This is a genomic window from Streptococcus sobrinus DSM 20742 = ATCC 33478 (assembly GCF_000686605.1).
In the GTDB taxonomy this organism is placed as follows: domain Bacteria; phylum Bacillota; class Bacilli; order Lactobacillales; family Streptococcaceae; genus Streptococcus; species Streptococcus sobrinus.
Map to the genome: position 1 here is coordinate 13,586 of NZ_KK365991.1, position 26,807 is coordinate 40,392.

27 protein-coding genes are annotated in these 26,807 nt (G+C 46.2%); 25 read left to right on the forward strand and 2 right to left on the reverse strand.

Translation table 11 applies throughout. The features are described from left to right. Positions 1-709: 709 nt before the first annotated feature. The 13 genes from hisC to BS63_RS0110385 all read left to right on the forward strand — a co-directional run bounded on the left by hisC (position 710) and on the right by BS63_RS0110385 (position 10,135). Positions 710-1,756 carry a histidinol-phosphate transaminase gene (hisC, locus tag BS63_RS0110325; protein WP_028798579.1) on the forward strand — a complete coding sequence of 349 codons (1,047 nt, stop codon included), beginning with the start codon at positions 710-712 and terminating at the stop codon, positions 1,754-1,756. After that, positions 1,753-2,727, forward strand: a complete 975-nt coding sequence (locus tag BS63_RS0110330) for an ATP phosphoribosyltransferase regulatory subunit (RefSeq protein WP_002959151.1) — start codon at positions 1,753-1,755, stop codon at positions 2,725-2,727. Before hisC ends, BS63_RS0110330 begins: the two co-directional genes overlap by 4 nt. Next, on the forward strand, positions 2,724-3,371 hold the full coding sequence (hisG, locus tag BS63_RS0110335; protein WP_002959149.1) for an ATP phosphoribosyltransferase: 648 nt from the start codon (positions 2,724-2,726) through the stop codon (positions 3,369-3,371). Before BS63_RS0110330 ends, hisG begins: the two co-directional genes overlap by 4 nt. After that, the gene (gene hisD / locus BS63_RS0110340) at positions 3,368-4,651 is read left to right on the forward strand and encodes a histidinol dehydrogenase (RefSeq protein WP_019775658.1); all 1,284 of its coding nucleotides are present in this window, start codon (positions 3,368-3,370) and stop codon (positions 4,649-4,651) included. Before hisG ends, hisD begins: the two co-directional genes overlap by 4 nt. Continuing rightward, positions 4,638-5,294 carry a phosphoserine phosphatase SerB gene (gene serB / locus BS63_RS0110345; RefSeq protein WP_002959145.1) on the forward strand — a complete coding sequence of 219 codons (657 nt, stop codon included), beginning with the start codon at positions 4,638-4,640 and terminating at the stop codon, positions 5,292-5,294. The genes hisD and serB overlap by 14 nt, the downstream gene beginning before the upstream one ends. Next, positions 5,291-5,722 (forward strand): RpiB/LacA/LacB family sugar-phosphate isomerase, encoded by a 432-nt coding sequence (locus tag BS63_RS0110350; protein WP_002959143.1) that lies wholly within the window; start codon positions 5,291-5,293, stop codon positions 5,720-5,722. Before serB ends, BS63_RS0110350 begins: the two co-directional genes overlap by 4 nt. A gap of 208 nt (positions 5,723-5,930) precedes the next feature. Then, positions 5,931-6,515 (forward strand): imidazoleglycerol-phosphate dehydratase HisB, encoded by a 585-nt coding sequence (hisB, locus tag BS63_RS0110355; RefSeq protein ID WP_002959140.1) that lies wholly within the window; start codon positions 5,931-5,933, stop codon positions 6,513-6,515. 1 nt (position 6,516) lies between these two features. Further along, a complete protein-coding gene (gene hisH, locus BS63_RS0110360; protein WP_002959138.1) occupies positions 6,517-7,143 on the forward strand; it encodes an imidazole glycerol phosphate synthase subunit HisH in 627 nt (208 codons plus the stop codon). Beyond that, complete coding sequence (hisA, locus tag BS63_RS0110365; protein WP_002959136.1) at positions 7,121-7,840, forward strand: 1-(5-phosphoribosyl)-5-[(5-phosphoribosylamino)methylideneamino]imidazole-4-carboxamide isomerase; 720 nt, start codon at positions 7,121-7,123, stop codon at positions 7,838-7,840. The genes hisH and hisA overlap by 23 nt, the downstream gene beginning before the upstream one ends. Positions 7,841-7,842: 2 nt before the next feature. Then, positions 7,843-8,601, forward strand: coding sequence for an imidazole glycerol phosphate synthase subunit HisF (hisF, locus tag BS63_RS0110370; RefSeq protein WP_002959135.1), 759 nt, complete (start codon positions 7,843-7,845; stop codon positions 8,599-8,601). Beyond that, positions 8,598-8,918: a phosphoribosyl-AMP cyclohydrolase gene (hisI, locus tag BS63_RS0110375; RefSeq protein ID WP_002959132.1), complete on the forward strand. Its 321-nt coding sequence runs from the start codon at positions 8,598-8,600 to the stop codon at positions 8,916-8,918. The genes hisF and hisI overlap by 4 nt, the downstream gene beginning before the upstream one ends. 116 nt (positions 8,919-9,034) lie before the next feature. Further along, on the forward strand, positions 9,035-9,349 hold the full coding sequence (gene hisE / locus BS63_RS0110380) for a phosphoribosyl-ATP diphosphatase (protein ID WP_002959130.1): 315 nt from the start codon (positions 9,035-9,037) through the stop codon (positions 9,347-9,349). A gap of 168 nt (positions 9,350-9,517) precedes the next feature. Further along, positions 9,518-10,135 (forward strand): CPBP family intramembrane glutamic endopeptidase, encoded by a 618-nt coding sequence (locus BS63_RS0110385; RefSeq protein WP_002959127.1) that lies wholly within the window; start codon positions 9,518-9,520, stop codon positions 10,133-10,135. A 264-nt stretch (positions 10,136-10,399) separates the two neighbouring features. On the opposite strand, the gene BS63_RS0110390 is transcribed toward BS63_RS0110385, so the two are convergent. Beyond that, positions 10,400-12,553, reverse strand: coding sequence for an LTA synthase family protein (locus BS63_RS0110390; protein ID WP_002959125.1), 2,154 nt, complete (start codon positions 12,551-12,553; stop codon positions 10,400-10,402). Positions 12,554-12,670: 117 nt separating this feature from the next. On the opposite strand from BS63_RS0110390, the gene BS63_RS0110395 reads away from it, so the two are divergent. From BS63_RS0110395 to BS63_RS0110430, 7 genes are all read left to right on the forward strand, one after another. Beyond that, a complete protein-coding gene (locus BS63_RS0110395; RefSeq protein ID WP_002959124.1) occupies positions 12,671-13,831 on the forward strand; it encodes a class I SAM-dependent rRNA methyltransferase in 1,161 nt (386 codons plus the stop codon). A 7-nt stretch (positions 13,832-13,838) separates the two neighbouring features. Beyond that, positions 13,839-14,516: a type I 3-dehydroquinate dehydratase gene (gene aroD, locus BS63_RS0110400; RefSeq protein ID WP_021673864.1), complete on the forward strand. Its 678-nt coding sequence runs from the start codon at positions 13,839-13,841 to the stop codon at positions 14,514-14,516. Further along, a complete protein-coding gene (locus BS63_RS0110405) occupies positions 14,506-15,372 on the forward strand; it encodes a shikimate dehydrogenase (protein ID WP_002959121.1) in 867 nt (288 codons plus the stop codon). The genes aroD and BS63_RS0110405 overlap by 11 nt, the downstream gene beginning before the upstream one ends. 164 nt (positions 15,373-15,536) lie before the next feature. Continuing rightward, entirely contained in the window at positions 15,537-16,604 is a 1,068-nt protein-coding gene (gene aroB / locus BS63_RS0110415; RefSeq protein ID WP_002959119.1) for a 3-dehydroquinate synthase, read from the forward strand. Continuing rightward, positions 16,605-17,771 (forward strand): chorismate synthase, encoded by a 1,167-nt coding sequence (aroC, locus tag BS63_RS0110420; RefSeq protein WP_002959118.1) that lies wholly within the window; start codon positions 16,605-16,607, stop codon positions 17,769-17,771. Between the two features lie 127 nt (positions 17,772-17,898). Then, positions 17,899-19,002 (forward strand): prephenate dehydrogenase, encoded by a 1,104-nt coding sequence (locus BS63_RS0110425; protein WP_002959117.1) that lies wholly within the window; start codon positions 17,899-17,901, stop codon positions 19,000-19,002. 43 nt (positions 19,003-19,045) lie between these two features. Then, positions 19,046-19,387, forward strand: coding sequence for a YlbF/YmcA family competence regulator (locus BS63_RS0110430; RefSeq protein ID WP_002959116.1), 342 nt, complete (start codon positions 19,046-19,048; stop codon positions 19,385-19,387). Between the two features lie 705 nt (positions 19,388-20,092). On the opposite strand, the gene BS63_RS0110435 is transcribed toward BS63_RS0110430, so the two are convergent. Next, a complete protein-coding gene (locus BS63_RS0110435) occupies positions 20,093-21,175 on the reverse strand; it encodes a DEAD/DEAH box helicase (RefSeq protein ID WP_002962952.1) in 1,083 nt (360 codons plus the stop codon). Between the two features lie 99 nt (positions 21,176-21,274). Between BS63_RS0110435 and udk the strand changes: the two genes are divergently transcribed. From udk to leuC, 5 genes are all read left to right on the forward strand, one after another. After that, positions 21,275-21,901 carry a uridine kinase gene (udk, locus tag BS63_RS0110440; protein ID WP_002962953.1) on the forward strand — a complete coding sequence of 209 codons (627 nt, stop codon included), beginning with the start codon at positions 21,275-21,277 and terminating at the stop codon, positions 21,899-21,901. 403 nt (positions 21,902-22,304) lie between these two features. Beyond that, complete coding sequence (locus BS63_RS0110445; protein WP_002962954.1) at positions 22,305-23,858, forward strand: 2-isopropylmalate synthase; 1,554 nt, start codon at positions 22,305-22,307, stop codon at positions 23,856-23,858. Between the two features lie 46 nt (positions 23,859-23,904). Next, positions 23,905-24,942, forward strand: coding sequence for a 3-isopropylmalate dehydrogenase (leuB, locus tag BS63_RS0110450; RefSeq protein WP_019771119.1), 1,038 nt, complete (start codon positions 23,905-23,907; stop codon positions 24,940-24,942). A gap of 1 nt (position 24,943) precedes the next feature. After that, the gene (locus BS63_RS0110455) at positions 24,944-25,231 is read left to right on the forward strand and encodes a DUF1294 domain-containing protein (RefSeq protein ID WP_002962956.1); all 288 of its coding nucleotides are present in this window, start codon (positions 24,944-24,946) and stop codon (positions 25,229-25,231) included. Next, positions 25,209-26,597, forward strand: coding sequence for a 3-isopropylmalate dehydratase large subunit (gene leuC, locus BS63_RS0110460; RefSeq protein WP_002962958.1), 1,389 nt, complete (start codon positions 25,209-25,211; stop codon positions 26,595-26,597). The genes BS63_RS0110455 and leuC overlap by 23 nt, the downstream gene beginning before the upstream one ends. The last annotated feature ends 210 nt before the right edge of the window (positions 26,598-26,807 follow it).

A 26,807-nucleotide genomic window follows, 5' to 3' on the forward strand; every position in this document is an offset into this window, starting at 1 on the left:
TTGAAATTGTCAGAAAACTTTGCTAAACTAGCTTCATCAAAATAAAACGATGATAGAAAGGCACCAAATCAGCTATTTTAGAGAGTCCCGTGGCTGAAAAAGGGACAAGGGTTTGGTCACACATTCTTGAGTGCAGGTGCGAAGAGTTCAGTAGTGCCTGACGGCTGGTCCCGTTACCGACCGGAAGTCAATGACTTCGTGAGGAAAGGTGGGCGACTGCCTTTCGAAATAAGGTGGGACCGCGTTTTAACGCCCTTGCAAGTTTTTTTGCGAGGGCTTTTTTCTATGCCTCTTAGCGAATGCGAAACAGAGCTTAGAGACATTGATGCAGTTTGAGCAAAGCGAAAACTACGTTCCGCTAAATCCCGAAAGGCAAAGTCGAATTTAGAGCTATTGACGCAGTTAGTGTGGTAGCGAGAACTAGGGTCCTTAAAATTCTTAACGATTACCAAGAGAGCGGGATAAAGATCGTGATTTCGGAGAAATCGATTTTGTCGTCCCGCCTCCGCACAGTTGACTTGGTTTTCTCCAACAGTCTCCCAGACTGTTGGACCTATCACTTGCCTAGCAAGGAATACGGACTTCCAATCAACCACTGCGTCAAACTGCTAGATGTTTGAAAAGTAAGGAGGTTAGGAGCTTTTGTCCCAGCTTCAGCAAAGCGATACTAGTTTTCCAACCCCCTATTCCAAATTTAGAGGAGGTTCTTATGATGAGAGGTCTAAGAGAGATTGAGCCCTATGTAGCGGGGAGGCAACCCCAGGGCAAGCAGTTGATTAAACTCAATACCAATGAAAATGCCTACGGCCCCAGCCCTAGGGTGGCTGAGGCATTAGCTGATTTTAACAGTCAGGACTTGCGTAAATACTCTACCCTAGACCAAGAAGGCCTCTGTCAGGCCCTAGGCAAGGAATTGGAGATAGACCCCGACTGGATTATCATCGGGAATGGCTCAGATGATATCCTCTCTCTGGCTTTCCAAGCCTTCTTCAACAACGATTTGCCAGTTCTTTTTCCTGACTTGACCTATGGCTTTTACAAGGTCTGGGCTGATCTCTACCATATCAACTACCACGAAATCCCTCTCAATGAGAATTTCCAGATTGATATGACAGATTATTTGGTCGACAATGGCGGTATTGTCCTAGCTAATCCCAATGCTCCGACGGGCATTTACAAGTCTCTGGAGGAGCTGGAAACCATCCTTAAGGCTAATCCAGAAGTAGTTGTCATTGTTGACGAAGCCTATATTAATTTCGGTGGCCAGACGGCCCTGCCCCTCTTGAAAAACTATCCTAATCTCTTTATTACCCGAACCTTCTCTAAGGATGCTGCCCTAGCCGGTCTCCGGGTCGGCTACGGTATTGGCGACCCTGAGCTGATGGCCGTTATCAAGGCCGTTAAAAATTCGGTCAATCCCTACAATGTCAACAGCCTGTCGGAAAGATTAGCGACGGCAGCTGTTCAGGATTGGGCCTATTATGAAGATACCTGTCAAAAGATTATGGCAACCAGGGACTGGTTTAGCGAGGAATTACAGGCTCTGGGCTTTGAGGTCCTGCCTAGCTCGGCCAATTTCATCTTGACCAAGCCGGTAGTACCGACGGAAGGGCTCTTTAACTATCTAGAAAGTAAGAAAATCTATGTCCGCTATTTTCCAAAGGTAGAGAGAATCAAGGACTATCTGCGAATTTCCATCGGTAGCCAAGAGGAGATGGAGAAGGTCGTCATGGTAATTCAGGAGGTGCTTGGATGAAGAAAACAACACTCCCAGTTGGGATGCACGATAAATTATTTAAACGGGCGACGACCATCTATCGCCTGGAGCGAGATATTAGCGATTTGCTGATTGAGCAGGGCTTTAATCGGATTGAGACGCCGACTCTGGAGCATTTCGAGGTCTTTGGTGACCAGCTCAAGCCAAATCATTATCACCTCTTCGATAAGTCGGGGGACTTGCTTAGCTTGCGACCTGACATTACCAGTCAAATCGGTCGGGTTATCGCTTCGACCAAGGTGGAGACTCCCATTAAATTTTCTTATTCGGGCAAGGTCTTTAAGTCCAATGAAGAGTTGCGGGGGCTCCTCAATGAGCACACCCAGGCTGGGGTAGAAATTGTTGGTTTCCCGGCCGATAAGGCTCTCAAGGAAGCTGTCCTGACCGCTAGATCGGCCCTAGATGTGGCTGGGGTCAAGGTCTACCAGTTTGAATTTTCTCACGCAGCCATTCTGCAGACCATCTTTGAGGCTCTCAAGCTGGATGCTAGCAGTCTCGAAAATCTGCGATCTGCTATTTTAGAAAGGAACATTACAGGTCTCAATAGCTTTACCCAGGCCCACCCTAGTGAATTTGATGAGTTTCTGCGGGAGCTGCCCTTCCTCTTTGGTGAGAGCCATCAGGTTCTGGCCCAGGCTTGTCAGTTGGTCAAGAATAAGGTAATTCTGGCGGCTATTTCTGATTTGGAGGCCATGCTGCAGGATATTCATCGCTTCCTGCCCCAGACCACGGTGGATTTAGCCCAGATTCCTAGCATGCCCTATTATACAGGTATGATGTTCAAGGTTTTCGGTCCCCACGTTCCCGATGCCTTTGTTTCCGGTGGCCGTTATGACAAACTTTTTGAGCGTTTCGGTGCCAAGGAATTGACGGCCGTCGGTTGGGCTGTTGATTTGGATAGTGTTTATCAGGCCGTACATGATAGTCTGGAAGGAGGTGATCTGGCATGAGTGAGCGTTTAACCATTGCCCTGACCAAGGGGCGGATTGAGAAGTCAACCCTGGATTTACTGGAAAAGGCAGGCTTTGATATGTCTTTCATGGCCGATAAGGGTCGGAATTTGATTTTTGAGAGCCCCGATAAGCAATTTCGTTTTCTCCTGGTCAAGGCACCAGATGTGACGACCTATGTTCGCCATGGGGTGGCGGATTTGGGCGTGGTCGGCAAGGATGTCTTAATTGAGCATCCCAATGGCTATCTGGAAATGCTGGACTTGAATTTTGGTCTTTGTAAATTTGCGGTAGCCTCCATTCCTAGCTTTGACCCTAACGACCACAAGCGTAAGCGGATCGCTACCAAATACCCTAGCGTAACGACTGATTTTTACAATAAAAAGGGCGAGGATGTTGAGATTATTTCTATCCAAGGGAGTGTGGAAATCGCCCCTGTTGTCGGTCTGGCCGATGCTATTGTCGATATTGTCGAGACCGGCTCGACTCTTAAGGCCAATGGTCTCCAAGTTTTTGAAGACATCTGTCGGATTTCGGCCCGCTTGATTGTCAATCCAGCTTCCCTCAAGAATAAGTCGCAAGTCCTGCCCTTTATCAAGAAGATTCAAGCCCAAGTTGGCCAAGAGGAGGTGCCTTTCCAATGAAACGATTAAGTGGAACTAATGAAGAAATTTCTCGGATTTTAGCTGCCGAGCAGTTGGAGCTCAGTCGCCAAAATCTGGATGTGGAAGAAGCTGTCCGCCAAATTATCCAGGCAGTCAAGGAGGGCGGTGACCAGGCCCTGCGAGACTACTCGGAGAAGTTTGATAAGGTTAAGCTGACAAATCTGGAAGTCGGTCAAGATTTGATTGACCAGGCCTTCGATGAAGTGGATCCGACAGCCCTGACGGCTCTGGAAAATGCCAAGGCCAATATCGAATCCTACCACCGTCAACAGGTGGAGCAGGGCTTTGAGGACCAGCCTAGTCAGGGTGTTATCCGCGGTCAGCTTATTCGGCCTATTGGGCGGGTTGGGGTCTATGTACCTGGTGGGACAGCTGCCTACCCATCCTCCGTTTTGATGAATATTATTCCAGCCAAGATTGCGGGGGTTAAGGAAATCATCATGATTACGCCTCCTCAAGAGCACTTTGTGCCAGCTATTCTGGTTGCGGCTAAGTTGGCCGGTGTGGATAAGATTTATCAGGTCGGTGGAGCCCAAGGGATTGCGGCTCTGGCTTACGGGACGGAAACCATTCCTAAAGTGGACAAGATTACGGGACCAGGTAATATCTACGTAGCGACTGCCAAGAAGCAGGTCTACGGCTTGGTTGGTATTGATATGATTGCCGGTCCGTCAGAAATCGGGGTCATCGCAGATGATTCGGCTAATCCTAAATACGTGGCAGCCGACCTCCTCTCTCAGGCAGAGCACGATGTGCGGGCTAGAGCTATTCTGGTGACCGATTCGGCCGAACTGGCTCAAGCCGTTGAGCAAGAGATTGAGCAACAACTGACCAGCCTGCCTCGTGAGGAAATCGCCCGAGCTTCGGTTCAAAACAACGGTCGGATTATCATTGCCCGGGATGCCGATGGCATGTTTGACCTCATGAATCAGGTGGCTCCTGAGCACTTGGAAATTGCTATGGACCAGGCCTATGACTACCTAGACCGGGTTCAAAATGCTGGCTCTGTCTTTCTGGGCCATTTTACCAGTGAGCCTATCGGCGACTATTATGCTGGTGCCAACCACGTCCTGCCAACAACAGCCACCAGTCGTTTTTCTTCGGCTCTTGGAGTTCATGACTTTATCAAACGGATTCAATATACCCAGTACAGCCAGGCAGCAGTTAACTTGGCTGAGAAAGATATTACGACCCTGGCCTATGCCGAAGGTTTGCAGGCCCATGCTAAAGCAATAGAGGTGAGAAATGACAAAAACTAAGGGACTTCTGGTCATGGATGTGGATAGCACCCTGATTCTCGAAGAGGGCATTGACATTCTGGGGGAAAAAGCCGGTGTTGGTGCCAAAGTCGCTGACATTACCGAGCGAGCTATGCGGGGGGAGCTAGATTTTGAAGCCGCCCTGCGAGAACGAGTTGGCCTGCTTAAGGGCCTACCAGAAAGCATTTTTGATGACGTCTTGGCTGAGATTCATTTCACCCCAGGAGCGAAAGAACTGGTTGACGAGCTCCATACCCGAGGTATTAAGGTCGGTCTAGTTTCTGGTGGTTTTCACGAAACGGTTGATGTCCTAGCTGATCGCTTGGGAATTGATTATGTCCAGGCCAATCGCTTGGAAGTAGTTAACGGCCAATTGACAGGTCGCGTGTTGGGATTCATTGTCACTAAGTCCGTCAAATTGCAGAAGTTGCAGGACTGGGCGGTAGAGAATGATTTAGCTATGAGTCAAACCATTGCCATGGGGGACGGGGCTAATGACCTGCCTATGATAGGAGCAGCCGGCATCGGTATCGCCTTCTGTGCAAAACCTCTGGTCCGCCAAAAAGCCCCCTATCAAATCAACGAGAAAAATCTTTACAAGGTAATTGAGATATTGGAGGGTGTTCAAGGAGAGCAAACATGAAAATTGCAGTCATTCAGGCGAGTACACAAGCTGATAAAAACAAGGTGCTGACAGAAATAGTGAAAAAGGTTGCATCTCCTCTTGGCCACGAAATAGTGAATTTTGGTGTTTTTGAAGATGAAGCAAATTATTCATACACTGAAATTGCCCTGCTTATTTCAATTTTACTATCCAGTAAATCAGTTGATTTTATTATTACAGGCTGTTCATCTGGTCAAGGTATGGCACTAGCTTGCAATACTTTGCCTGGGGTACTTTACGGTTTTGTTCAAAATCCTCAGGATGCCTTTCTTTTCGGGCGTATTAATGATGGCAATGCTATTTCATTTCTTCTTGGGCTAGGTTATGGCTGGTTGGGTAAACTTAATTTAGAATATAGTTTAGAAAAATTGTTTGCGGGTGAATTTGGAATCGGTTATCCTGCATAAGATGCTGACCGCAAGGTTAGAGAAACGGATCAGGTAAAAGCATTTAACAAACTCGTAAAAAGAAATATAAGCTGGTTGTTAAAACAACTGGAAAGACCAATTGTTGAAAAGCTAATAGCTAAAACGGATGTCCTTGATTATATTATGAATATGGACAGGATGAGCAATTAGAAGCAGTCTTGATTAATTTGAGGGAAAAGGAGACCGCATGAGACAAGCAAGTATTGAACGTAAAACAGCAGAAACAGATATAAAATTGAGCCTCAACTTGGATGCCCAAGAGCCAGTTGATATTAAGACGGGTGTGGGCTTCTTTGACCATATGTTGACCCTTTTTGCTCGTCACAGCCGAATTTCTCTGGTGGTGGAAGCTAATGGGGACACCTGGGTGGACAGCCACCACACGGTCGAAGATGTCGGTATTGTTCTGGGGCAGGCCATTAAGCAGGCCCTGGGTGACAAGGCAGGTATCAACCGCTACGGGACCAGTTTTGTGCCCATGGATGAGACTCTGGGCATGGCCAGCCTTGATTTGTCAGGCCGGTCCTATCTGGTTTTTGAAGCTAGCTTTGACAATCCCAAGCTGGGCAAATTCGACACCGAGTTGGTGGAAGAATTCTTCCAAGCCCTGGCCTTTAATGTTCAGATGAATCTCCATCTGACCATTCTCCATGGCAAAAACAACCACCATAAGGCGGAGAGTCTTTTTAAGGCAACAGGGCGGGCCCTACGAGAAGCCATTACCCTCAACCCTGAAATTCACGGGGTCAATTCGACCAAAGGAATGCTCTGATATGAAGATGGTTGTCATTGATTACGATGCTGGCAATACTACCAATGTCCTGAGGGCTTTGGCTAAATTGGGAATCCAGGCACAATTGTCAGCCGACCCTCAGGTTCTGGCTGAGGCTGACGGCTTGATTCTGCCGGGTGTGGGTGCTTTTGCTAGCGCCATGGCCGAGCTGCAAAAGCGAGGGCTGGTTCAGGTTATTCAGACTGCAGTGGCAGCCGGCAAACCTCTGCTGGGGATCTGTCTGGGCATGCAAATTCTTCTGGAGCAAGGTCTGGAACATGGTCAGACTCCAGGTCTGGGTCTAATTCCAGGCACCTGTCGGCCCATTCCCAGCCAGCCCTCTTTTCCTGTTCCCCATATGGGTTGGAATGATTTAGAGGTCAAAAAGGCTAGCTCGCTAACAGCAGGTCTTGATGGACAGGCTGTCTACTTTGTTCATTCCTACTACACTGATGTTCCAGAAGGCTATATTGATGTCACAGCAGACTATGGCCTAGAAATTCCTGCCATGATTCATAGAGATTTGGTCTTTGGGGCCCAATTTCACCCAGAGAAATCCGGTCAGGTTGGCTTGGGTATCTTACAAGCATTTTCGGAGGTTGTTTATGCAAATTCTACCCGCCATTGATATAAAGAATGGTCAAGCCGTCCGCCTTTTTAAAGGGGATTTTGCCCAGCAGACGGTGGTCAATCCCGATGTTCTTGGCCAGGCTCGACTTTTCAAGGAAGCTGGCATCCGCTTTATCCATGTGGTAGATTTGGATGGTGCCTTGGAGGGCAAGGCCAGCAATCGTGACCTGATCGCCCAGATAAAAGAGACTACTGGTCTGGGTGTCGAGGTCGGGGGTGGCATTCGCACTCTGGAACAGATTGAGGATTATTTGGAAGTAGGCATTGACCGTGTGATTATCGGGTCCATGGCAGTTAAGAGTCCCGATTTCGTCCAAGCTGCTTTGGAAAAATTTGGAGCAGACCGCATTGTCGTTGGGATTGATGCCAAGTCAGGCTTGGTGGCCACCGAAGGTTGGTTGGAAACCAGCCAGGTCAACTATCTGGACCTAGCTCTGGCCATGGAAAAAATCGGCGTTAGACTCTTTGTTTATACCGATGTTGATCGGGATGGTACTCTAGCTGGTCCCAATCTCCAGCACTATCAAGCCCTGATGACCAAGTTGACATCAGCCCAAGTTATTGCCTCTGGTGGCATTGCCCAGCTCTCGGATTTGGAGGAGCTGGCCAAGATTGGTCTGCCAGCTGCCATCGTTGGTAAGGCCTACTACAGTGGCAATATTAGCCTAGCCGAGCTCAAAGCTTTCGGAGGTTAGCTATGCTGAAAAAAAGAATTATTCCCTGTCTGGATGTCAAGGACGGGCGTGTGGTCAAAGGGGTCAATTTTGTCAATCTGACCGATGTCGGTGATCCCGTGGACTCAGCCCAGGCCTATTATCAGGCTGGCTGTGATGAGCTGGTCTTTCTGGACATTACGGCCACTCATGAAAAACGCGATACGACCGTGGAAATGGTCAAGCGGGTGGCAGATCAGGTCTTTATCCCCTTTACGGTCGGTGGTGGCATTCGCTCAGTTGAGGACATGAACCGCATGCTCAAGGCGGGTGCCGACAAGGTGGCGGTCAATTCCTCTGCTCTAGCTAATCCCCAGCTGATTAAGGCCTGTTCCCAGAAATTCGGCAGTCAGTGCGTGGTCCTAGCTGTTGATGCCAAGAAGCAGGAAGACGGCAACTGGCATGTCTACGTGGCTGGGGGTCGCAAGGATACTGGCCGTGACTTGTTGGATTGGGTTCAGGAGGCCGTGCAACTAGGAGCAGGCGAAATCCTTCTGACCTCTATGGATAAGGATGGTACCAAGTCGGGCTTTGATTTGTCCATGCTGAATGCTGTAGCTAACCTAGTCAATGTTCCCATTATTGCCTCAGGTGGTGCTGGGTCTGTAGCTGATATGGTTCAGGTTTTTGAGGAAACCCCTGCAACGGGAGCCTTGGCTGCCTCCATCTTCCACTATGGGGAAATTTCTATTGCGGAGACCAAGGAAGTCATGGCTCAAGCTGGATTGGAGGTCAGACTATGACAGAAATCAAGCTGGATTTTGCCAAGCAAGGCGGGCTCATTCCCGTCATTGTGACCGATTACCAAACAGGGCAAGTTCTCATGTTGGCTTATATGAACCAGGAGAGCTATGACCTGACCCTGAAAACCAAAGAAATGCACTATTGGAGTCGCTCCCGTCAGGAAATCTGGCACAAGGGCGAGACCAGTGGTCATTTCCAAAAGGTCAAGTCTATCAAGACCGACTGTGATTGCGATACGCTCCTAGTAGCCGTTGAGCAAATCGGTGCCGCCTGTCATACCGGTGCCTATTCTTGCTTTTTTAATGATATTTTATAAAGTCACAAATTCCATTAATGGTGTCCAGCAGAAATTCTTAGGCCCATGCTTAGCATTTTTATCAACTTTGGTAGGGTCTACTTATTAGGACAGCTATATTTCATAAGGAGGAAGCTATGTTAGAAACACTTTACCAAGAAGCTCAGGACCGCAAGGCCAATCCCAAGGAAGGCTCCTATACCAATTATCTCTTTGACAAGGGGCTGGACAAGATTCTCAAGAAGGTTGGAGAAGAAGCAACCGAAGTTGTCATCGCCGCCAAGAATGGAAATAAGGAAGAAATCGCCAACGAAACAGCTGACCTCCTCTATCACCTAGCTGTCACCCTAGTCGAAACAGGTCTGTCCTTGGCGGATGTCGAAGTAGTCCTTCAAGCCCGCCAGGGAAGACAATCCCGCATTCATGACCGCCCAGAAATTACGGACTACTAAGGTTGGAGAAGTAGCTTTAAGATTCTAGCCTGAGCTAATGAGAGACTTCACCAAAAATAATTAAGATTTCTGAAAGCTATAAGGTTTACCATAAAAATAAAATCGGATTGAGCAGCTGAGCTGAAAAAGCTTTGCGTCATGTCAAGTCTAAATTTGAGAAGAAATCTTATGTTAGTCATCAATCAATTACTCAGTGCTTTCTTGCAACTAGGTCTAGTTATCCTGCTTTCCTTAGTTTGGTATTTCATTCGCCAGCACAAAATTCAGGGCTATTTTTCTTGGCTGGGACTAAAATCAAGCAAGTCCCTGCCCTGGAAACCCATGCTAGGGATTTTTCTAGCCTATTTTCTACTAGCTTTTCTACCCTACCTTTGGTTCTACCAAACTGGAAGCCTCCAGCTTTCTGATTTTCGAGCGCAGGTCTTTCATCAGTTGGGATGGTCCTGGCAAACGGTACTGGTCATCCTTGTCTGGTCAGTCTTTCAGACTTCCCTTAGCGAAGAAATCTTCTTTCGAGGCTTTCTCGGTAAAAGACTGATGGCCAGGCTCGGCTTTGTCAAGGGCAATAGTCTTCAAGCCTTGCTCTTCGGTAGCCTTCATACCTTGGCATTGGCCAAGTACAATCTTTTAGCAGCCTTTCTGGTCTTTCTTTTGACAGCTGGTATGGCCTACGCTTTGGGCTGGTTGATGGCTAAGAAGGCAGATGGGAGTATTATCTATGGTTGGCTCATTCATGCTCTGACTAATTTTTTCTCAAGTTTTCTGCTTCTAAGTCTTCTTTTTTAGAAGGAGCTTAAGCTTGAAGACCGATTTTGGGCTAGAATTAGGGAGCTCCATAAATCCTTAGACCCTAAGAGCTAGAAATAAGAGCAAAGACCCTCTAGGATGTACAATGTCATTAAGCTAAGTGTTCCCCTACCATCAATTTATATGGTAGGGGTCTTTTTTGATTTGTTTCACTTTTGTAGAGGGGTCAGTTTTTTGACGATAAAAAATAAGCTGAGACTTTCAATCTCAGCTTATTTGTATTCTATCTGCTTTCTTCCAGACCTACTTGGAGCTGGATGAGGAGGAATCAGAGCTACCGTGGATTTCTTCATAGGACTTGGCCTGATAGAGATCCTCTGTTGATTGGTCTCCTTTTTTGTGGTAGAGACTGGTTGACTTATCACCCTTGTTCTTACTGATTTTTTCCATCTGCTTCAGGGCGCCGTTGTAATTGTACTGGCTGGAATCTGTCTTGCTTAGGCCTGGAATGGTAGCAAACCTGAGTAGGTCTCCTGTTTGAATGGCATCACTATTAGACAGTTGAGCAGCTGCCGCATCCTTGAGCTTATCAAGGTCAGCCTTGGTTTGGGCATTTGGTGCTGTAATTTCTTGACCAGTTTGGGTGTAATAAACCTTGCCACCATAGCTAGTATAGGTTGGACTAATGAAGTAACCAGAAGTCCGCAGGGGCACTAGATTATCATTTTGTGGTGACAGTAGGTCTTGTCCCATTTGTAGGTAACCCTTGGTATCAATTCCGAGGAGGTGCAGCAGGGTTGGTAGGGAGTCAATTTCACCCCCATAGGTATCGCTGATAAAGCCATCGGTATAGCCCGGAATATTGATGATATAAGGGACTTTCTGCATCATGGCATTGTCGTAATCAGACCAGGTCTCGGCATCTTTGCCCAGAAGCGGAGCCAAACTCGTGTTGCGGTCATTAGAGATACCGTAGTGGTCACCGTAAAGGACGATGATAGACTTGTCGTAGAGGCCGGTAGCCTTAAGATAATCAAAGAAGGATTTGAGGGCCGAATCCAGGTAGTTGGCAGTTGCGAAATAGCCGTTAACCGTATCGTCCTTGGTATCAGCTAGAGGGAAACCAAGTTCCTTCTTGTCGCCATTGAGACTGGTGTAGGGGTAGTGGTTGGAAACTGTGATGAACTTAGCGTAGAAAGGTTGCTGCATTTGTTCTAGATACTTGATAGAGTCTTTGAATAGGTACTTATCATTGAGCCCATACTGGAAGGAGTTGGAATCATCTTGCTTTTCGAAGTAGGTAGAGTCGAAGAAGTAGTTGTAACCCCATTGTTTATAGGTATTATTGCGGTTCCAGAAACTTCCGGTATTACCGTGAAAGACGGCACTGGTGTAGCCACCCTTTTGGGCGAGGATGGAAGGTGTCGCATAGGCGGTATTATCACCACCGTAGTTAACCATGTAGGAACCGTTATTAAGACCATAGAGGGAGTTTTCCATCATGGTCTCGGCGTCCGAGGTCTTCCCATTTTTTACTTGGTTAAAGAAATTAGAGAAGGCGATAGAGGACTTGGAGTGATAGAGGGAATTTAGGAAAGGCGTAACTTCGTATTCCTTGTCATCTGATTTTAGCTTGTAATCGAGGAGGAATTGTTGGAAACTCTCAAGGTGAATGACGATGACATTACGGCCTTTAGCGATACCAAAGTATTTGCTGTTAGGGGCGGCGTAATTCTTTTTGACATAGGCATCAACCTTCTTGAGGTCACCAGCAGTTGCCGCGCTTCTTTCTCGGTGGGCCTGATAGGTTTGATTAGCGCTATAGGTCATAAAGGCTGGAAGTCCAATCCCTCTGACCACGTAATAGTTGGCAAATCCCCGAGTCAATAATTGGGGACGAATCGTTTCAGCCGCGAAGAGATTGGCCGAAAAGAGAAGGACTGACAGAGCAGTGACGGCAAAGCTAGCCCGTTTATTGAAGGGGCGCTTATCCGATTTCATCTTCTTGAAGAAGAGCAGAGGGATAAAGACCAGTAAATCAATCAGGAAGAAGAGGTCGGTAAGCTCAACCAAGTTACCTGCCGTATCTCCTAAACCAGCTGCCGACTTAGAACTAGCCATCAGCGTGTTTACGGTGATAAAATCAGTAAATTCCCTAAAATAAATAGCATTGCTGATAATCAGGATATTCAGAATCAAATAGATGAGAATTTCTAGGGGATAAAAAATCTTGCTCTTCTTGAAATAAAGCGGTAGCCCCAAAAGCAGGAGCCCTAGCGGTAGGGGATTGAAAATGGCAACAATTGTCTGAGAAGTGTTTTCTAAGTCTAAATTGAAATCAATATTGTAAGCCCAGAGGGACTTAATCCAATAAAAGAAGAGAAGGACTAACACAAAACCTAAACGTGTGTTGATTATTTTGCCCATTTTCTTTAAAGGGCTTAAATACTTTTTCATTCCATATCCTCGTTAATTTTAATTTCAGAAAAAATCTAATTTACATTATACCACAAAATAAAAGTTGAATAGGAAACGAGGTAGAAAGTTTCCTTACTTTTTGGTACAATGTTTAGTATGAATAAGCTTATTGTGGATGCCTTGGTTGAAAAGAAAATCAATCGTGGAATTCAACTCCTTCAGGGACAGGATTTTAATGATTTTTCGATGTCAGACCAAGTGCTTGGTCTCTATAATGCCAAGCAAAAATTTCTGGGGACAGCCTACCTTTCCAAGCAAAATAAGGGAATCGGTTGGCTAGTCTCACGAAAGAGCGTCCAATTAGATAAGCCTTTCTTTATCGATCTTTTTGAAAAAGCCAGAGTCAAGCGCCAAACCTATGAAAATGATGACCTGACTACAGCCTATCGTCTCTTTAATCAGGATGGCGATGGCTTAGGAGGGCTGACCATTGACCGTTACGGTGATTATGCTCTCTTTTCATGGTACAATGCCTACATCTATAGTTTGAAAGATAGCATCGTGGCAGCCTTCCGCCTAGTTTATCCAGAGCTTGGCGGTGGCTATGAGAAAATCCGTTTTAAGGGTCTGGACTACCAGTCTGCCCACCTCTATGGTCAGGAAGCACCTGAGACCTTTACGATTTTAGAAAATGGGGTCAGCTACAGCGTTTTTCTCAACGATGGCTTAATGACAGGGATTTTTCTGGATCAGCATGAGGTCAGAGCCAGTCTTATCGATGGCTTAGCCATGGGGAAAACAGTTCTCAACACCTTTTCCTACACGGCGGCTTTTTCCCTAGCAGCTGCCATGGGAGGAGCTTTTGAGACGACTTCGGTCGATTTAGCTAAGCGCTCTCGGGAGCTGTCTCAGGCTCATTTTCTTGCCAATGGCTTAAGTATGGACCAACACAAGTTGATTGTTATGGATGTTTTTGATTACTATAAGTATGCTAAGCGCAAGGGGCTGACCTACGACCTGATCATCATTGATCCACCTAGCTTTGCCCGCAATAAGAAGCAGACCTTTTCAGTCGCCAAAGATTACCATAAGTTAGTTTCACAAGCTCTGGAAATTATCAATCCTGGAGGTCATATCATCGCTTCGACCAATGCCTCCAATCTATCAGTTGGTCAGTTCAAAAAGCAATTGGAAAAAGGCTTTGCTGGCTACAAGCACCATTATCTGAATTTAAAGCAGTTGCCTGCTGATTTCGCAGTCAATCAAGCTGATCAAAGCAGTAATTATTTGAAAGTATATACAATAAAGGTAGAGTAGTAATAATATGAAAATAGTAGTTCCCGTAATGCCCCGTTCCCTTGACGAGGTCAATCAGCTTGATGTAGCTAAATACGACCATGCCGATATCATTGAATGGCGGGCAGACTTTTTGCCTAAGGATGACATTATCAATGTAGCACCAGCCATCTTTGAAAAATTTCCAGGTCGAGAAATCATCTTTACCCTGCGAACCCAATCGGAAGGTGGTCAGATTTCTTTGTCTGATGAGGAATATGTCAGCTTGATTAAGGAGGTTTCCTCCCTCTATCACCCTGACTATATTGATTTTGAGTACTATTCTCATCAGGATATTTTTTCACAAATGTTGGACTTCCCAAATCTGATTTTGTCCTATCATAATTTTGAGGAAACCCCAGATAACCTCATGGGTATCCTGTCTGAGTTGACAACTCTGACTCCTCGGGTAGTTAAGGTGGCTGTTATGCCTCAGTCTGAACAAGATGTCTTGGACCTAATGAATTTCACCAGAGGTTTTAAGGTTCTCAATCCTGAACAGGATTATGTGACCATGGCTATGGGCAAACTAGGTCAGGTTTCTCGTCTAGCCAGCGATTTGATGGGCTCGTCTTGGACCTTTGCCAGTGTCGATGAAGGAAGTGCACCAGGCCAAATCGGTTTGGCAGATATGTTTAAAGTAAGGGAGATTCTTGATGCAGATTGATGGACACACACGCATGGCCGCAGTTGTTGCTCGACCAATTAGACATTCGATTTCACCTTTTATTCATAACTATGCCTTTGATGCTAGTGGTATCAACGGCGTTTATGTCGCTTGGGACATTCCTGAAGAGGACTTGCAAGAGTCTGTCCAAAATGTTCGTCGTTACGATATGTTTGGGATTAACCTATCTATGCCTTACAAGCAGGTGGTAATCCCTTTTTTGGATGAATTGAACCAGGCTGCCCAACTGATTGGAGCAGTCAATACGGTTGTCAATCGTCAAGGACAGTTGATTGGCTACAATACCGATGGCTATGGCTTTTTTAAGGCATTGGAAAAAGATGACGGTTTCACGGTCAAAGATAAGATCATGACAATTCTCGGCGGCGGTGGGGCAGCCACCTCGCTTATTGTTCAGGCGGCCCTCAATGGTGCCAAGAAGATTAATATCTTTAACCAGACCCAATTTTTGGAAGAAACCAAGGCCAAGGCTGAAAAATATGCTGCAGCAACCGGTGTTGAGCTAGAGGTCTTCCCTGTTGAAGACCAAGCTCTGATTCAAGAAAAAATCTTGGAAAGTGATTTACTGGTCAATGCGACCAGCGTTGGTATGGATGGTCAGTCCATGGTCATTGCTAACAATACAGTTTTGCCAGCAGGTTTAAGAGTGGCTGATGTCATTTACCAACCCTTTGAAACACCTTTCCTCAGCTATGCAAGAAGCAAGGGACTCAAGGCTAGTAACGGGCTTGGCATGCTGCTCTATCAAGCAGCTAAAGCCTTTGAACTTTGGACCGACCAATCTATGCCAACCGATCAGATTTGGCAAGAGCTGGAAAAACGTTACGACGTCTAAGCGATAAGCTTTGGTATGCCAGCTATTATTGATAAGATATTATTGGTATCGAAATCGCTTGAACTAGTTTTTCTAGTCTTTGCAGGCCCAGAAAGGCTAGAGATTTCTAAAAAGTTTGATAGATCCCTGATAAGTTTTTGCCAAATGGAACAAAAGGAGGCAGTATGAAATTACGTGTCGATTTGAGTTACAATCCCTACGACTTAGTCATTGAAAAGGGATGTCTGAGCAAGGTCGGAGACTGGGCAGCTGGTCTTTGGAAACCGCAGAAAGTCACCCTTATCACTGATAACCATGTTGCCAGCCTCTATGCTGAAAAAGTCAAGCTGAGACTGGAAGCCGCAGGGTTTGAGGTTCACGTTTTTGATTTTCTTGAAGGTGAAGCCAGCAAGACTCTAATCACAGCCAACAAGGCCTTTGAATTTATGATTAAGGTCGGTATGACTCGCAGTGACGGCGTTATCGGCCTTGGCGGCGGTGTTGTCGGAGATTTGGCTGGTTTTGTTGCCTCTACCTATATGCGGGGGATCCATTTTCTACAAATTCCGACAAGTCTGACAGCCCAAGTTGACTCCTCCATTGGAGGAAAGACAGGGGTCAACACTCCTTGGGCTAAAAATATTGTCGGTACTTTCGCCCAACCTGACGGTGTTCTGATTGACCCAGATACTCTAGAAACCCTGGGAAGTCGTGAATTGGTTGAAGGCATGGGTGAGGTCATTAAGTATGGCCTGATTTCAGACCTGGATCTCTGGCAGGAATTGCAGTCTATGTCTGGCACAAGAACAGCTATTCTTGAGCATGCTGAATCCATTATCTACCATTCTTGCAATGTCAAACGTAAGATTGTCGTGGAAGATGAATTTGAAGGTGGCATCCGCATGCACCTTAACTTCGGCCACACCATCGGCCATGCCATTGAGCAAACGGCTGGCTACGGCAAGGTCATGCACGGCGAGGCAGTCGCTATCGGTATGGTTCAGATTGCCAAAGTAGCAGAAAGAAAAGGCCTTATGCCTGCAGGCCTTTCCCAAGAAATTGCTGATATCTGTGCTAAATTTAGCCTGCCAACTGATTTTGAGCCTTGGGATGTCGAGAAGCTCCACGCAGCTCTCAGTCATGATAAGAAGGCTCGAGGCAAGGATATTAAAATTGTTCTGGTGCCTGAACTTGGCCAAGCGACTATCAAGCAAATTCCTTTGACAGAAATGAAAGACTATTTGGTGAAATAGATGAGATATTTAACAGCTGGTGAGTCACATGGTCCTCGTCTGACCGCCATTATTGAAGGGGTACCTGCGGGTCTCCCCCTGACAGCTGAAGACATCAATGGTGATTTAAAACGGCGCCAGGGTGGCTATGGCCGCGGTGGACGCATGAAGATTGAAAGTGACCAAGTTGTCTTTACGTCCGGTGTCCGCCACGGTAAGACAACAGGTGCTCCCATCACCATGGATGTGGTCAATCGGGACCACCAGAAGTGGCTAGATATCATGTCCGCCGAAGATATTGAAGACCGGCTCAAGACCAAGCGGAAAATCACCCATCCCCGACCAGGTCATGCTGACTTGGTCGGGGGCATAAAGTATCGTTTTGAAGATTTGCGGAATTCCCTAGAGCGGTCCTCTGCCCGGGAAACCACTATGCGTGTGGCTATCGGCGCTGTAGCCAAGCGAATTTTGGCCGAGTTGGATATTGAAATTGCCAACCATGTGGTTGTTTTTGGTGGCAAGGAAATTGATGTACCTGACGGCCTAAGTGTTGCTCAAATCAAGAATTTGGCTGCCAAGTCAGAAGTTTCTATTGTCAACCAAGAGCGGGAGCAAGAAATCAAGGACTATATTGACCAGATTAAAAAAGACGGCGACACCATCGGTGGCGTCATCGAGACTGTGGTTGGGGGCGTTCCTGCTGGCCTAGGCTCTTACGTTCAGTGGGACAGAAAGCTGGATGGCAAACTGTCACAAGCAGTCGTGTCTATTAATGCCTTTAAGGGTGTTGAATTTGGTCTGGGTTTCAAGGACGGCTATCTCAAGGGGAGTCAGGTCATGGATGAAATTCTCTGGAACCCGAAAGACGGCTATACCCGTAAGAGCAACAATCTAGGCGGTTTTGAAGGCGGTATGACCAACGGCCAACCCCTAGTCATCCGCGGAGTTATGAAACCTATTCCAACTCTCTATAAGCCTCTCATGTCTGTCGATATTGAAACCCATGAACCTTATAAGGCAACCGTTGAACGGTCTGATCCGACGGCCCTGCCAGCCGCAGGTGTGGTTATGGAAGCCGTGGTTGCGACCGTTATTGCCAATGAAATTCTTGAAACTTTCACTTCTGACAATCTCCAAGAATTAAAAGAAGCCCTGTCCCATCATCGGGACTTCGTTAAGAATTTCTAACTGAGAAAATGAGTTCGGGGCAAAAGGCAAGAGTTGCTGACTTCCCAAACTTGCAAAATTAAAGTGAGAATTGGTTGGCAGTTGCTAATTGATTGCTTCCACTTTTATTAGAAGCTTAGGAGCACTTATGGAAACGAAAACCATCTATATTGCAGGTCTTGGACTGATTGGTGGTTCCTTGGCCTTGGGCATCAAGCGAGACCATCCAGACTATGAAGTCTTGGGTTACAATCGCTCAGATAAGTCCCGCAATATCGCCCTGGAAAGGGGACTTGTTGATGAAGCAACAGCTAATTTTGCTGAATTTGCTCCCAGAGCAGATGTCATCATTTTAGCGGTTCCCATCAAGCAAACCATTGCCTTTATCAGAGCCTTGGCCGACATGCCGCTAAAAGATAATGTTATTATTACTGATGCTGGTTCAACCAAGGCAGAAATTGTGGCAGCGGCTGAAACCTATTTAGACCCCAGCCAGGTTCAATTTGTTGGTTCCCATCCCATGGCGGGTTCCCATAAATCTGGAGCCATTGCAGCGGATGTTAACCTTTTTGAAAATGCCTATTACATTTTCACCCCCACCAGTCTGACCAGAGAAACAACTATTCCTCAGATGAAGGAAATCTTGACCGGCCTCCACGCTCGCTTTGTTCAAATTGATGCAGCGGAGCACGACCGAGTGACTGGACAGGTTTCCCACTTTCCGCACATTCTGGCAGCCAGCTTGATGGAACAGGCTGGGGCCTATGCCAAAGATCACGAACTGACCAATCGTTTTGCGGCTGGCGGTTTCCGAGACATGACTCGAATTGCTGAAAGTGAGCCGGGCATGTGGACCTCCATCCTTTTGAGTAATAAGCAAGCGGTCTTGGATCGTATTGCTGATTTTCAGGGACACTTGGATAGTGTTGCTGACCTGATTGAGGCCGATGATGCTGATGGTATTTGGCATTTCTTTAATCAGGCTCGCTTGACCAGAAAGACTATGGAAATCCATAAAAAGGGTGGTATCGATAGTGGCTTTGACCTCTATGTCACCATTCCCGACCAAGAGGACAGTATCCTTAAAGTTCTGGAAATTCTGCGGGGTATCTCCGTCATGAATATCCGTATTAATGAAGAAAACCGTGAAGACATCAATGGGATTCTCCAAATTACCTTAAAAAATCAAAAAGACCAAGCTAGAGCAATGGACCTGCTTGCTAAAGATCCAAACTACAATGTGACCCTCTAAAAGATACAAAACCGTTAAGCGACTCAATTAAAAGGAGAGAAAAATGACAACTAACATTTATGATTTAGCCAATGAATTGGAACGTGGCATTCGTGCCTTGCCAGAATACCAAACTCTGGTTGAGCAAAAGGCTAAGGTTGATGCCAATCAAGAAGCAAAGCAACTCTTTACTGAATTTACCAGCTTCCAAGAAGGCGTTTATAAGGCCATGCAAACTGGACAAATGCCAAGTCAAGACGACCAAAAGAAAATGCAGGAAATGGGCCAAAAAATTGAAGCCAACCCTATCCTCAAATCCTATCTAGAAGCCCAACAAGCCCTATCTGTTTATCTCAGTGATATTGAAAAAATCGTCTTCGGTCCTTTGGCAGAGCTGAATAAATAAAAAAAAATCCTGTGGACTTTTTTATCCTAAGCCTGGAAACGAAAAACTAGGCAAGGTTTTAGTTAATACTTTTTAAAGTTCAAAACCTGCTATCTTTTGCTCCAGCATGGATACAATTCGCTAAAAAAGCTGAGTACTTTAGTTGGATGACAGAATGATAAAGTGATACTTTCGCCAAAGTGGCATTCTTAGCAACAACGGCAATTGTTGCTAAGAACGGAAATTTTCGAGAGAGATTTAGTCCGGTGGACTAAATCTGCCTGAGCCTGAAAATTCAAAAGCGAAGGGGCTCAAAATTTATCACGTGACAAAGACATCAGCTACTAAAGTAGCGATGTCTAACGCCAATCTCTATAGCGATTAGCTAGTCCCCTGATTAACTCAGTTAGGCCAGTAAAACCGACTAGCCTAACCTCATGTCGCAATGAAACTCCGAGAGGAGTTTGCTTGCGTCCGCACTTTTAAACGACATTTCATTTTCAAAATCGATCTTATTTTGAAAATGAAATTAGTAAGGTAGCTAGGTAAGTCGCCATAGCGATTACTGTAGTTTATCAGTGACTTTTAAGCACTGATAAACTTGCTACGTTAGAAAGTATCAAAAATGAAAGTTTTGATGTAAAATGAGCATAATCACCTCCTACCTGCTTCAAACTAAAAAAGAGACAATAATAGCCATCCTGCTTGGGATGGCTATTATCATATCTATTTCAAATAAAAGGCCTGATTCTTCAATCCGATTTCCTGAACCTGCGCAAATTTCTTAAGTTTCTTCAAGTCTTGAGGGTGACTGACTAGGGTGATGACGCTCCCTTCCTTGCCCATGCGGCCAGTCCGGCCAGCTCGATGGGTATAAGCTTCCTTGTCTCTAGGGACCTCATAGTTAATGACAGTTTCCAGATTATCAATATCAATCCCTCTGGCAACTAGATCAGTCGCCAGCAGGAGAGCCAGCTCATAGTTCTTAAATTTATCCAAGATGACCTTACGGAATTTGACATCGACATCGCTGGCCAGGGAAACAGCAGAAGCCCCATTAAATTGCAAGCGTTCTTCAGCAGCTCCCAAATCGGAAAGGCTATTAAAGAAGACTAGGCCACGGAAGTCGGGAATGTTGGCCAGCTTGCGTAAAATCTCTAACCTGTCACGCTTATCCACCTGCAGGTAGTAGTGACTGATATTGTCCAATTCTTGGTCACTCAGGTCCAGCTCCAGCGTGTCTTCAGCCAACTGTTTCCGATCAATTTTATTGGTGACACTCATGTAAATGAGCTGGTGATCTCTTGGGACATGGTGACAAATCTTGCTGACGAACTGGTACTGGGAATCACCAAGCAACTCATCAAATTCATCCAGAACGATGGTGTCCACAGCCATCATCTTAACCTTTTTAAGCTTGACCAGCTCAAAGACACGACCGGGAGTGCCAATTAAAATTTGCGGTCCCTTTTTCAGCCGTTCAATCTGTCGCTTTTGACTGGAACCTGACAGGAGGACTTGGGCGGTGAAGCCCAGGGGCTCTGCCCACTCCTTAGTCACCTCAAAAATTTGGCCTGCTAATTCTGTATTGGGAGCCAAGATTAAAATTTGTTGGGCCTTTTTACTGGTCAGTTTGCTGAGCAGGGGCAGGAGGTAGGCTAGGGTTTTCCCGGTGCCAGTAGGACTGACACCTAGGACGTTCTTGCCAGCCTTGATGGGCTCAAAGGCCCGCTCCTGGATTGGGGTTAACTCCTGAATGTCGTCTTCTTTTAAGTGTTCCCTTAGGGCTTGCGGTAATTGGATAGTCATGCTTGTTTGCTTCCTTTTCAGTTCAAAGTCGCCTTTAATTATACCATCTTTTAGGGTATAATAGGGGATGATTTTATAGGAGATAGTATTGGAGTTCTTATGCAGAAAAAAACAATTATCATTGGTGTGACAGGTGGTTCAGGTGGTGGTAAAACCAGCGTTTCTCGGGAAATTCTCAATCATTTTCCCCATTCCAAGATTGCTATGATTGAGCACGATTCTTATTACAAGGATCAGTCCCATCTGACCTTTGAAGAACGGGTGTCAACTAACTATGACCATCCTCTGGCCTTTGATACCGACCTGATGATTGAGCACATCAAGGAACTGCAGGCAGGACGTCCTGTTGATATCCCTATCTATGACTATACCCAGCATACCAGAAGTAACGAGACCTATCGTCAGGAACCCCAGGATGTCTTTATTGTTGAAGGGATTCTGGTGCTGGAAGATGAACGTCTGCGGGATCTCATGGATATCAAACTCTTTGTTGATACCGACGATGATATTCGGATTATTCGCCGGATTAAACGTGATATGGAGGAAAGAGGGCGCAGTCTTGATAGCATCATCGAGCAATACACCAGCGTAGTCAAACCCATGTACCACCAATTCATCGAACCAACCAAACGCTATGCGGATATCGTCATCCCAGAAGGAGTCTCCAATACCGTAGCCATCGACCTGATCAATACTAAAATCGCTTCGATTTTGGGAGAGAAGTAGAAACATCAGAAAAAGGAACAGTGTCCCTGTTCCTTTTTCTGATGTTTGGCTCTGTTTCAAACAAAAAAATTTACCTCTTTAAATTATGCGATTTTTCAGAAAATTTCTAAAAAAAACTTGACAAGGATTTTCAAATAGGTTAGGATAATAAATAAGAAACATCGAAGGGAAAAAAGTCAAATGAAGACACGTTCTATGACAGTCTTGTTGTTGAGGTGTGAGGGCTAGTGCAAAAGCATTAGTCCTGTTTGGCTTACCAAGCGGGATTGACAAACATCCTGCTTGGCGGGATGTTTTTTTATTAAGATGCAAAAGCAAGTCTTACTAAGCAGGCTTTACTTTCTGACTTGCAAATGCTTCATAAAATTTGTTATCAACTATTATCCAAAAGAAAGAGGTCATTATGCGTAAGGTAGAATTTCTTGATACCAGTCTTCGTGATGGGGAACAAACCCCTGGTGTTAATTTTTCGATTAAAGACAAGGTCGCCATTGCCAAGCAATTAGAGAAGTGGGGAATTTCAGCGATTGAAGCAGGTTTCCCTGCCGCTAGTCCCGATTCCTTTGAGGCGGTCAAGCAGATTGCGGCAGCCATGACAAAGACGGCTGTAACGGGTCTGGCACGTTCGGTCAAATCTGACATTGATGCTTGCTATGAGGCTCTCAAGGATGCCAAATATCCCCAATGTCACGTCTTTATTGCGACCAGTCCAATCCATCGGGAATTTAAGCTGAAAAAGTCCAAGGAAGAAATTTTGGAAGTCATCAAGGAACATGTAACCTATGCCCGTCAGTTCTTTGATGTGGTTGAGTTCTCACCAGAGGATGCGACTCGGACAGAGCTGGACTACCTTCTGCAGGTTGTCCAGACAGCCGTTGATGCGGGTGCAACCTATATCAACATCCCTGATACGGTTGGTTTCACGACCCCAACAGAATTTGGGCATATTTTCGAATACCTGATTGAAAATGTCAAATCTGATCGTGATATTATTTTCAGCCCCCATTGTCATGATGACTTAGGAATGGCGACTGCTAATACTCTAGCTGCCATTAAAAATGGTGCTGGTCGGGTTGAAGGGACAATCAATGGTATCGGCGAGCGGGCTGGTAATGTTGCCTTGGAAGAAGTGGCTGTTGCCCTCAAAATTCGGGAAGACTATTTCAATGCTACTAGTGATATCATCCTCAATGAAACGGTCAACACCTCAGCTATGGTCTCACGTTTCTCAGGCATTCCTGTGCCTAAGAATAAGGCTGTTGTCGGTGGCAATGCCTTTTCTCATGAATCCGGTATCCACCAGGATGGTGTTCTCAAGAATCCGTTGACCTACGAAATCATCACCCCAGAATTGGTTGGAGTGAAACAAAGTTCTCTGCCTCTTGGCAAATTGTCTGGTCGTCATGCCTTTATCGAAAAACTCAAAGAGTTAAATTTGGATTTTGCTGAAGCCGAAATCAAGGAACTCTTCGCCAAGTTCAAGAAATTGGCGGATAAGAAGCATGATATCAGAGATGCCGATATCATTGCCCTAGTTGATGGGACTGATATCGAGAATCCAGAAGGCTTCCACTTTGCCGACCTTAAGCTGACCTCCAACGAAGACGAGACAGTTACTGCCGTCGTTACCATGACCAATAAGGATGCCGAAGCCGTGGATGTGGTGGCCAACGGTAAGGGTTCTGTTGAAGCGGCTTTCAATGCCATTGATAAATTCTTCAATCAAACCGTTCGCCTGCTCAGCTACAGTATTGATGCCATCACCGATGGGATTGATGCCCAAGCCCGAGTAGCGGTATCCGTTGAAAATGTTGATACAGGCACCATTTTCAATGCTACCGGTGTCGATTTCGATGTTATGAAGGCTAGCTCCATTGCCTATGTTAATGCCAATGTCTTTGTCCAAAAGGAAAACGATGGCCAAATTGGTCGTCGCCTGTCAGAAAAAGACTACTAGGCAGAAATCAGCCAACGGTTCGCTAAACTAGAAAAAGGAAAATTCAATGACTAAAAAAATCGTGACCCTAGCAGGGGACGGCATTGGCCCAGAAATCATGGCAGCAGGTCTAAAAGTGCTAGAGGCTCTTACTAAGAAGATTGACTTCGCCTACCAATTGGATGCCCAGCCCTTTGGCGGAGCGGGGATTGACCAGTCTGGTCATCCGCTGCCAGAGGCAACCTTGTCCGCTGCTCGCTCAGCTGATGCCATCCTCCTAGCGGCTATCGGTAGCCCCCAGTATGACACCGCCCCAGTCCGACCAGAGCAAGGCCTCCTGGCCCTGCGGAAGGAGCTCAAGCTCTTTGCCAATATTCGGCCAGTTAAGATTTTCGAGGCTCTCAAGCACCTGTCTCCCCTTAAACCGGAGCGGATTGCTGGTGTTGATTTTGTTGTCGTGCGGGAATTAACCGGTGGTATCTATTTTGGTCAACATGACCTGCAAGAGGACACTGCCCGAGACATCAATGATTATTCGGCTGAGGAGATTGAGCGAATTGTTCGCAAGGCCTTTACCATTGCCCAAGGGCGTGGTAAGAAGGTGACCAGCATTGATAAACAAAATGTTCTGGCAACTTCCAAGCTTTGGCGTAAAGTTGCGGACCAGGTTGCCCAGGATTTTCCTGATGTGACGCTGGAACACCAGCTGGTCGATAGTGCGGCCATGCTGATGATTGCCGACCCTGCTCATTTCGATGTTGTCGTGACCGAAAACCTCTTTGGTGACATCCTGTCTGACGAATCCTCTGTCTTACCAGGGACTCTAGGTGTTATGCCTTCAGCCAGTCATTCCCAAGATGGCCCTAGCCTCTATGAACCCATCCATGGCTCGGCCCCAGATATTGCTGGCCAAGGCATTGCCAACCCAATCAGCATGATTCTCTCAGTTGCTATGATGTTGCGGGATTCCTTTGGTCAGGAAGCAGGAGCAGCTATGATTGAGCAGGCTGTTGATGCCACCCTCAAGCAGGGTGTTTTGACCCGCGATTTGGGTGGTCAAGCGACAACGGCTCAAATGACAGCAGCGATTATTGCTAATTTGTAGGATGAAAATCTTTCTTAGCCTCTTGATTTTCTGGAATATCTTGACCTTCTGCCTCTACGGCCTTGATAAAAGACGGGCCATTAGAGGTAGGTGGCGGATTCCTGAAAAGACACTTTTAAGCCTCAGCTTGACAGGTGCTGGCCTAGCAGCCTATCTAGCTGGAAGAATTTTTCACCACAAGACAAAGAAGTGGTATTTTAAACTGGCTTGGTGCCTTGGCATTTTAATAGAAGTCAGTTTAATTTATTGTTTATGGAGATTTAAAAATGAGTGGACAATCAATTTTTGATAAGGTTTGGGACCGCCATGTTATTACTGGCAAGGAAGGCGAGCCTCAACTCATGTATGTGGACCAGCATTATATCCACGAAGTGACTAGCCCTCAGGCCTTTGATGGTTTGAGAGAAGCTGGGCGTCAGGTTAGACGGCCTGATTTGACCTTTGGGACCTTTGACCATAATGTGCCAACCGTCAATATCTATGACATCCGTGATGTCATTTCTAAGGCCCAGATGGATGCCCTAGCTCGCAATCTTAAGGAATTCAAGATTCCTCATGCTGCCCATGGTTCTGCCAGCCAGGGAATCGTCCACATGGTTGGACCAGAAACAGGTCGCACCCAGCCGGGCAAATTTATCGTCTGTGGCGACAGTCATACGGCGACCCATGGGGCTTTTGGTGCCATCGGATTTGGGATTGGGACGACCGAAGTTGAACATGTTTTCGCCACCCAATCCATCTGGCAGGTCAAACCCAAGAAACTCTTGGTCAAATTTGTCGGCCAGCCTCAAAAGGGGGTCTATGCCAAGGACTATGTCCTGGCCCTGATTGCCCAGTATGGCGTATCTGTCGGTGTTGGTCATGTGGTTGAATACACAGGCAAGGCCGTCCATGCCCTCTCCATGGAAGAGCGTATGACCATCTGCAATATGTCCATCGAGTTCGGCTCCAAAATGGGTATTATGAATCCCGACCAGACTACCTTTGATTACATTCAAGGGAGAGACCAGGCTCCTAAGGGAGAAAAATTTGACCAGGCAGTCGCCGATTGGAAGACCCTAGTTTCAGACCCGGATGCCCACTACGATAAGGTTATCGAAGTTGACGTTTCTCAATTAGCCCCAATGGTCACTTGGGGGACCAATCCCTCTATGGGTGTGGCTTTTGACCAACCTTTCCCAGAAATCCGTGATATGAATGACGAGCGAGCCTACAAATATATGGATACCAAGCCTGGGGAGAAGGTTGAAGATTTGGAAATCGGTTATGTCTTCCTGGGCTCCTGTACCAATGCCAGACTGAGCGATCTCAAGCTGGCGGCCAAGTTTGTCGAGGGCAAACACATTGCCCCTAATTTAACTGCTATCGTAGTACCGGGTTCCAGACCGGTTAAGACGGCGGCTGAAAAACTAGGTTTGGATAAAATCTTTACCGATGCTGGCTTTGAATGGCGTGACCCTGGATGTTCCATGTGTCTGGGGATGAACCCTGACAAAGTACCAGCGGGTGTTCATTGTGCTTCAACAAGCAACCGTAATTTTGAAGATCGCCAAGGTGTCGGCGCTAGAACCCACCTCTGCAGTCCAGCCATGGCAGCAGCGGCAGCCATTGCCGGCCACTTTGTCGATGTCCGTCAATTACCAGAAGCCCAGTAATATCAAGATACAAAGCCGTTAAGCAAGTCAAAGGATAAAAAAAGTCTAGCAGACTTTTTTTACCCGAGCATGGAAATTAAATGGCGAGGAGGAAAGCTGACGAAGAAGTATTGGACTTCAAACCAGAGTTTCCACCTAAAGGTAGTCGTGGCTGTAAATTGACTAAAGTCAAAACAGCCACCTCTCTTTTTCAAAGACTTGTAGGCGTGT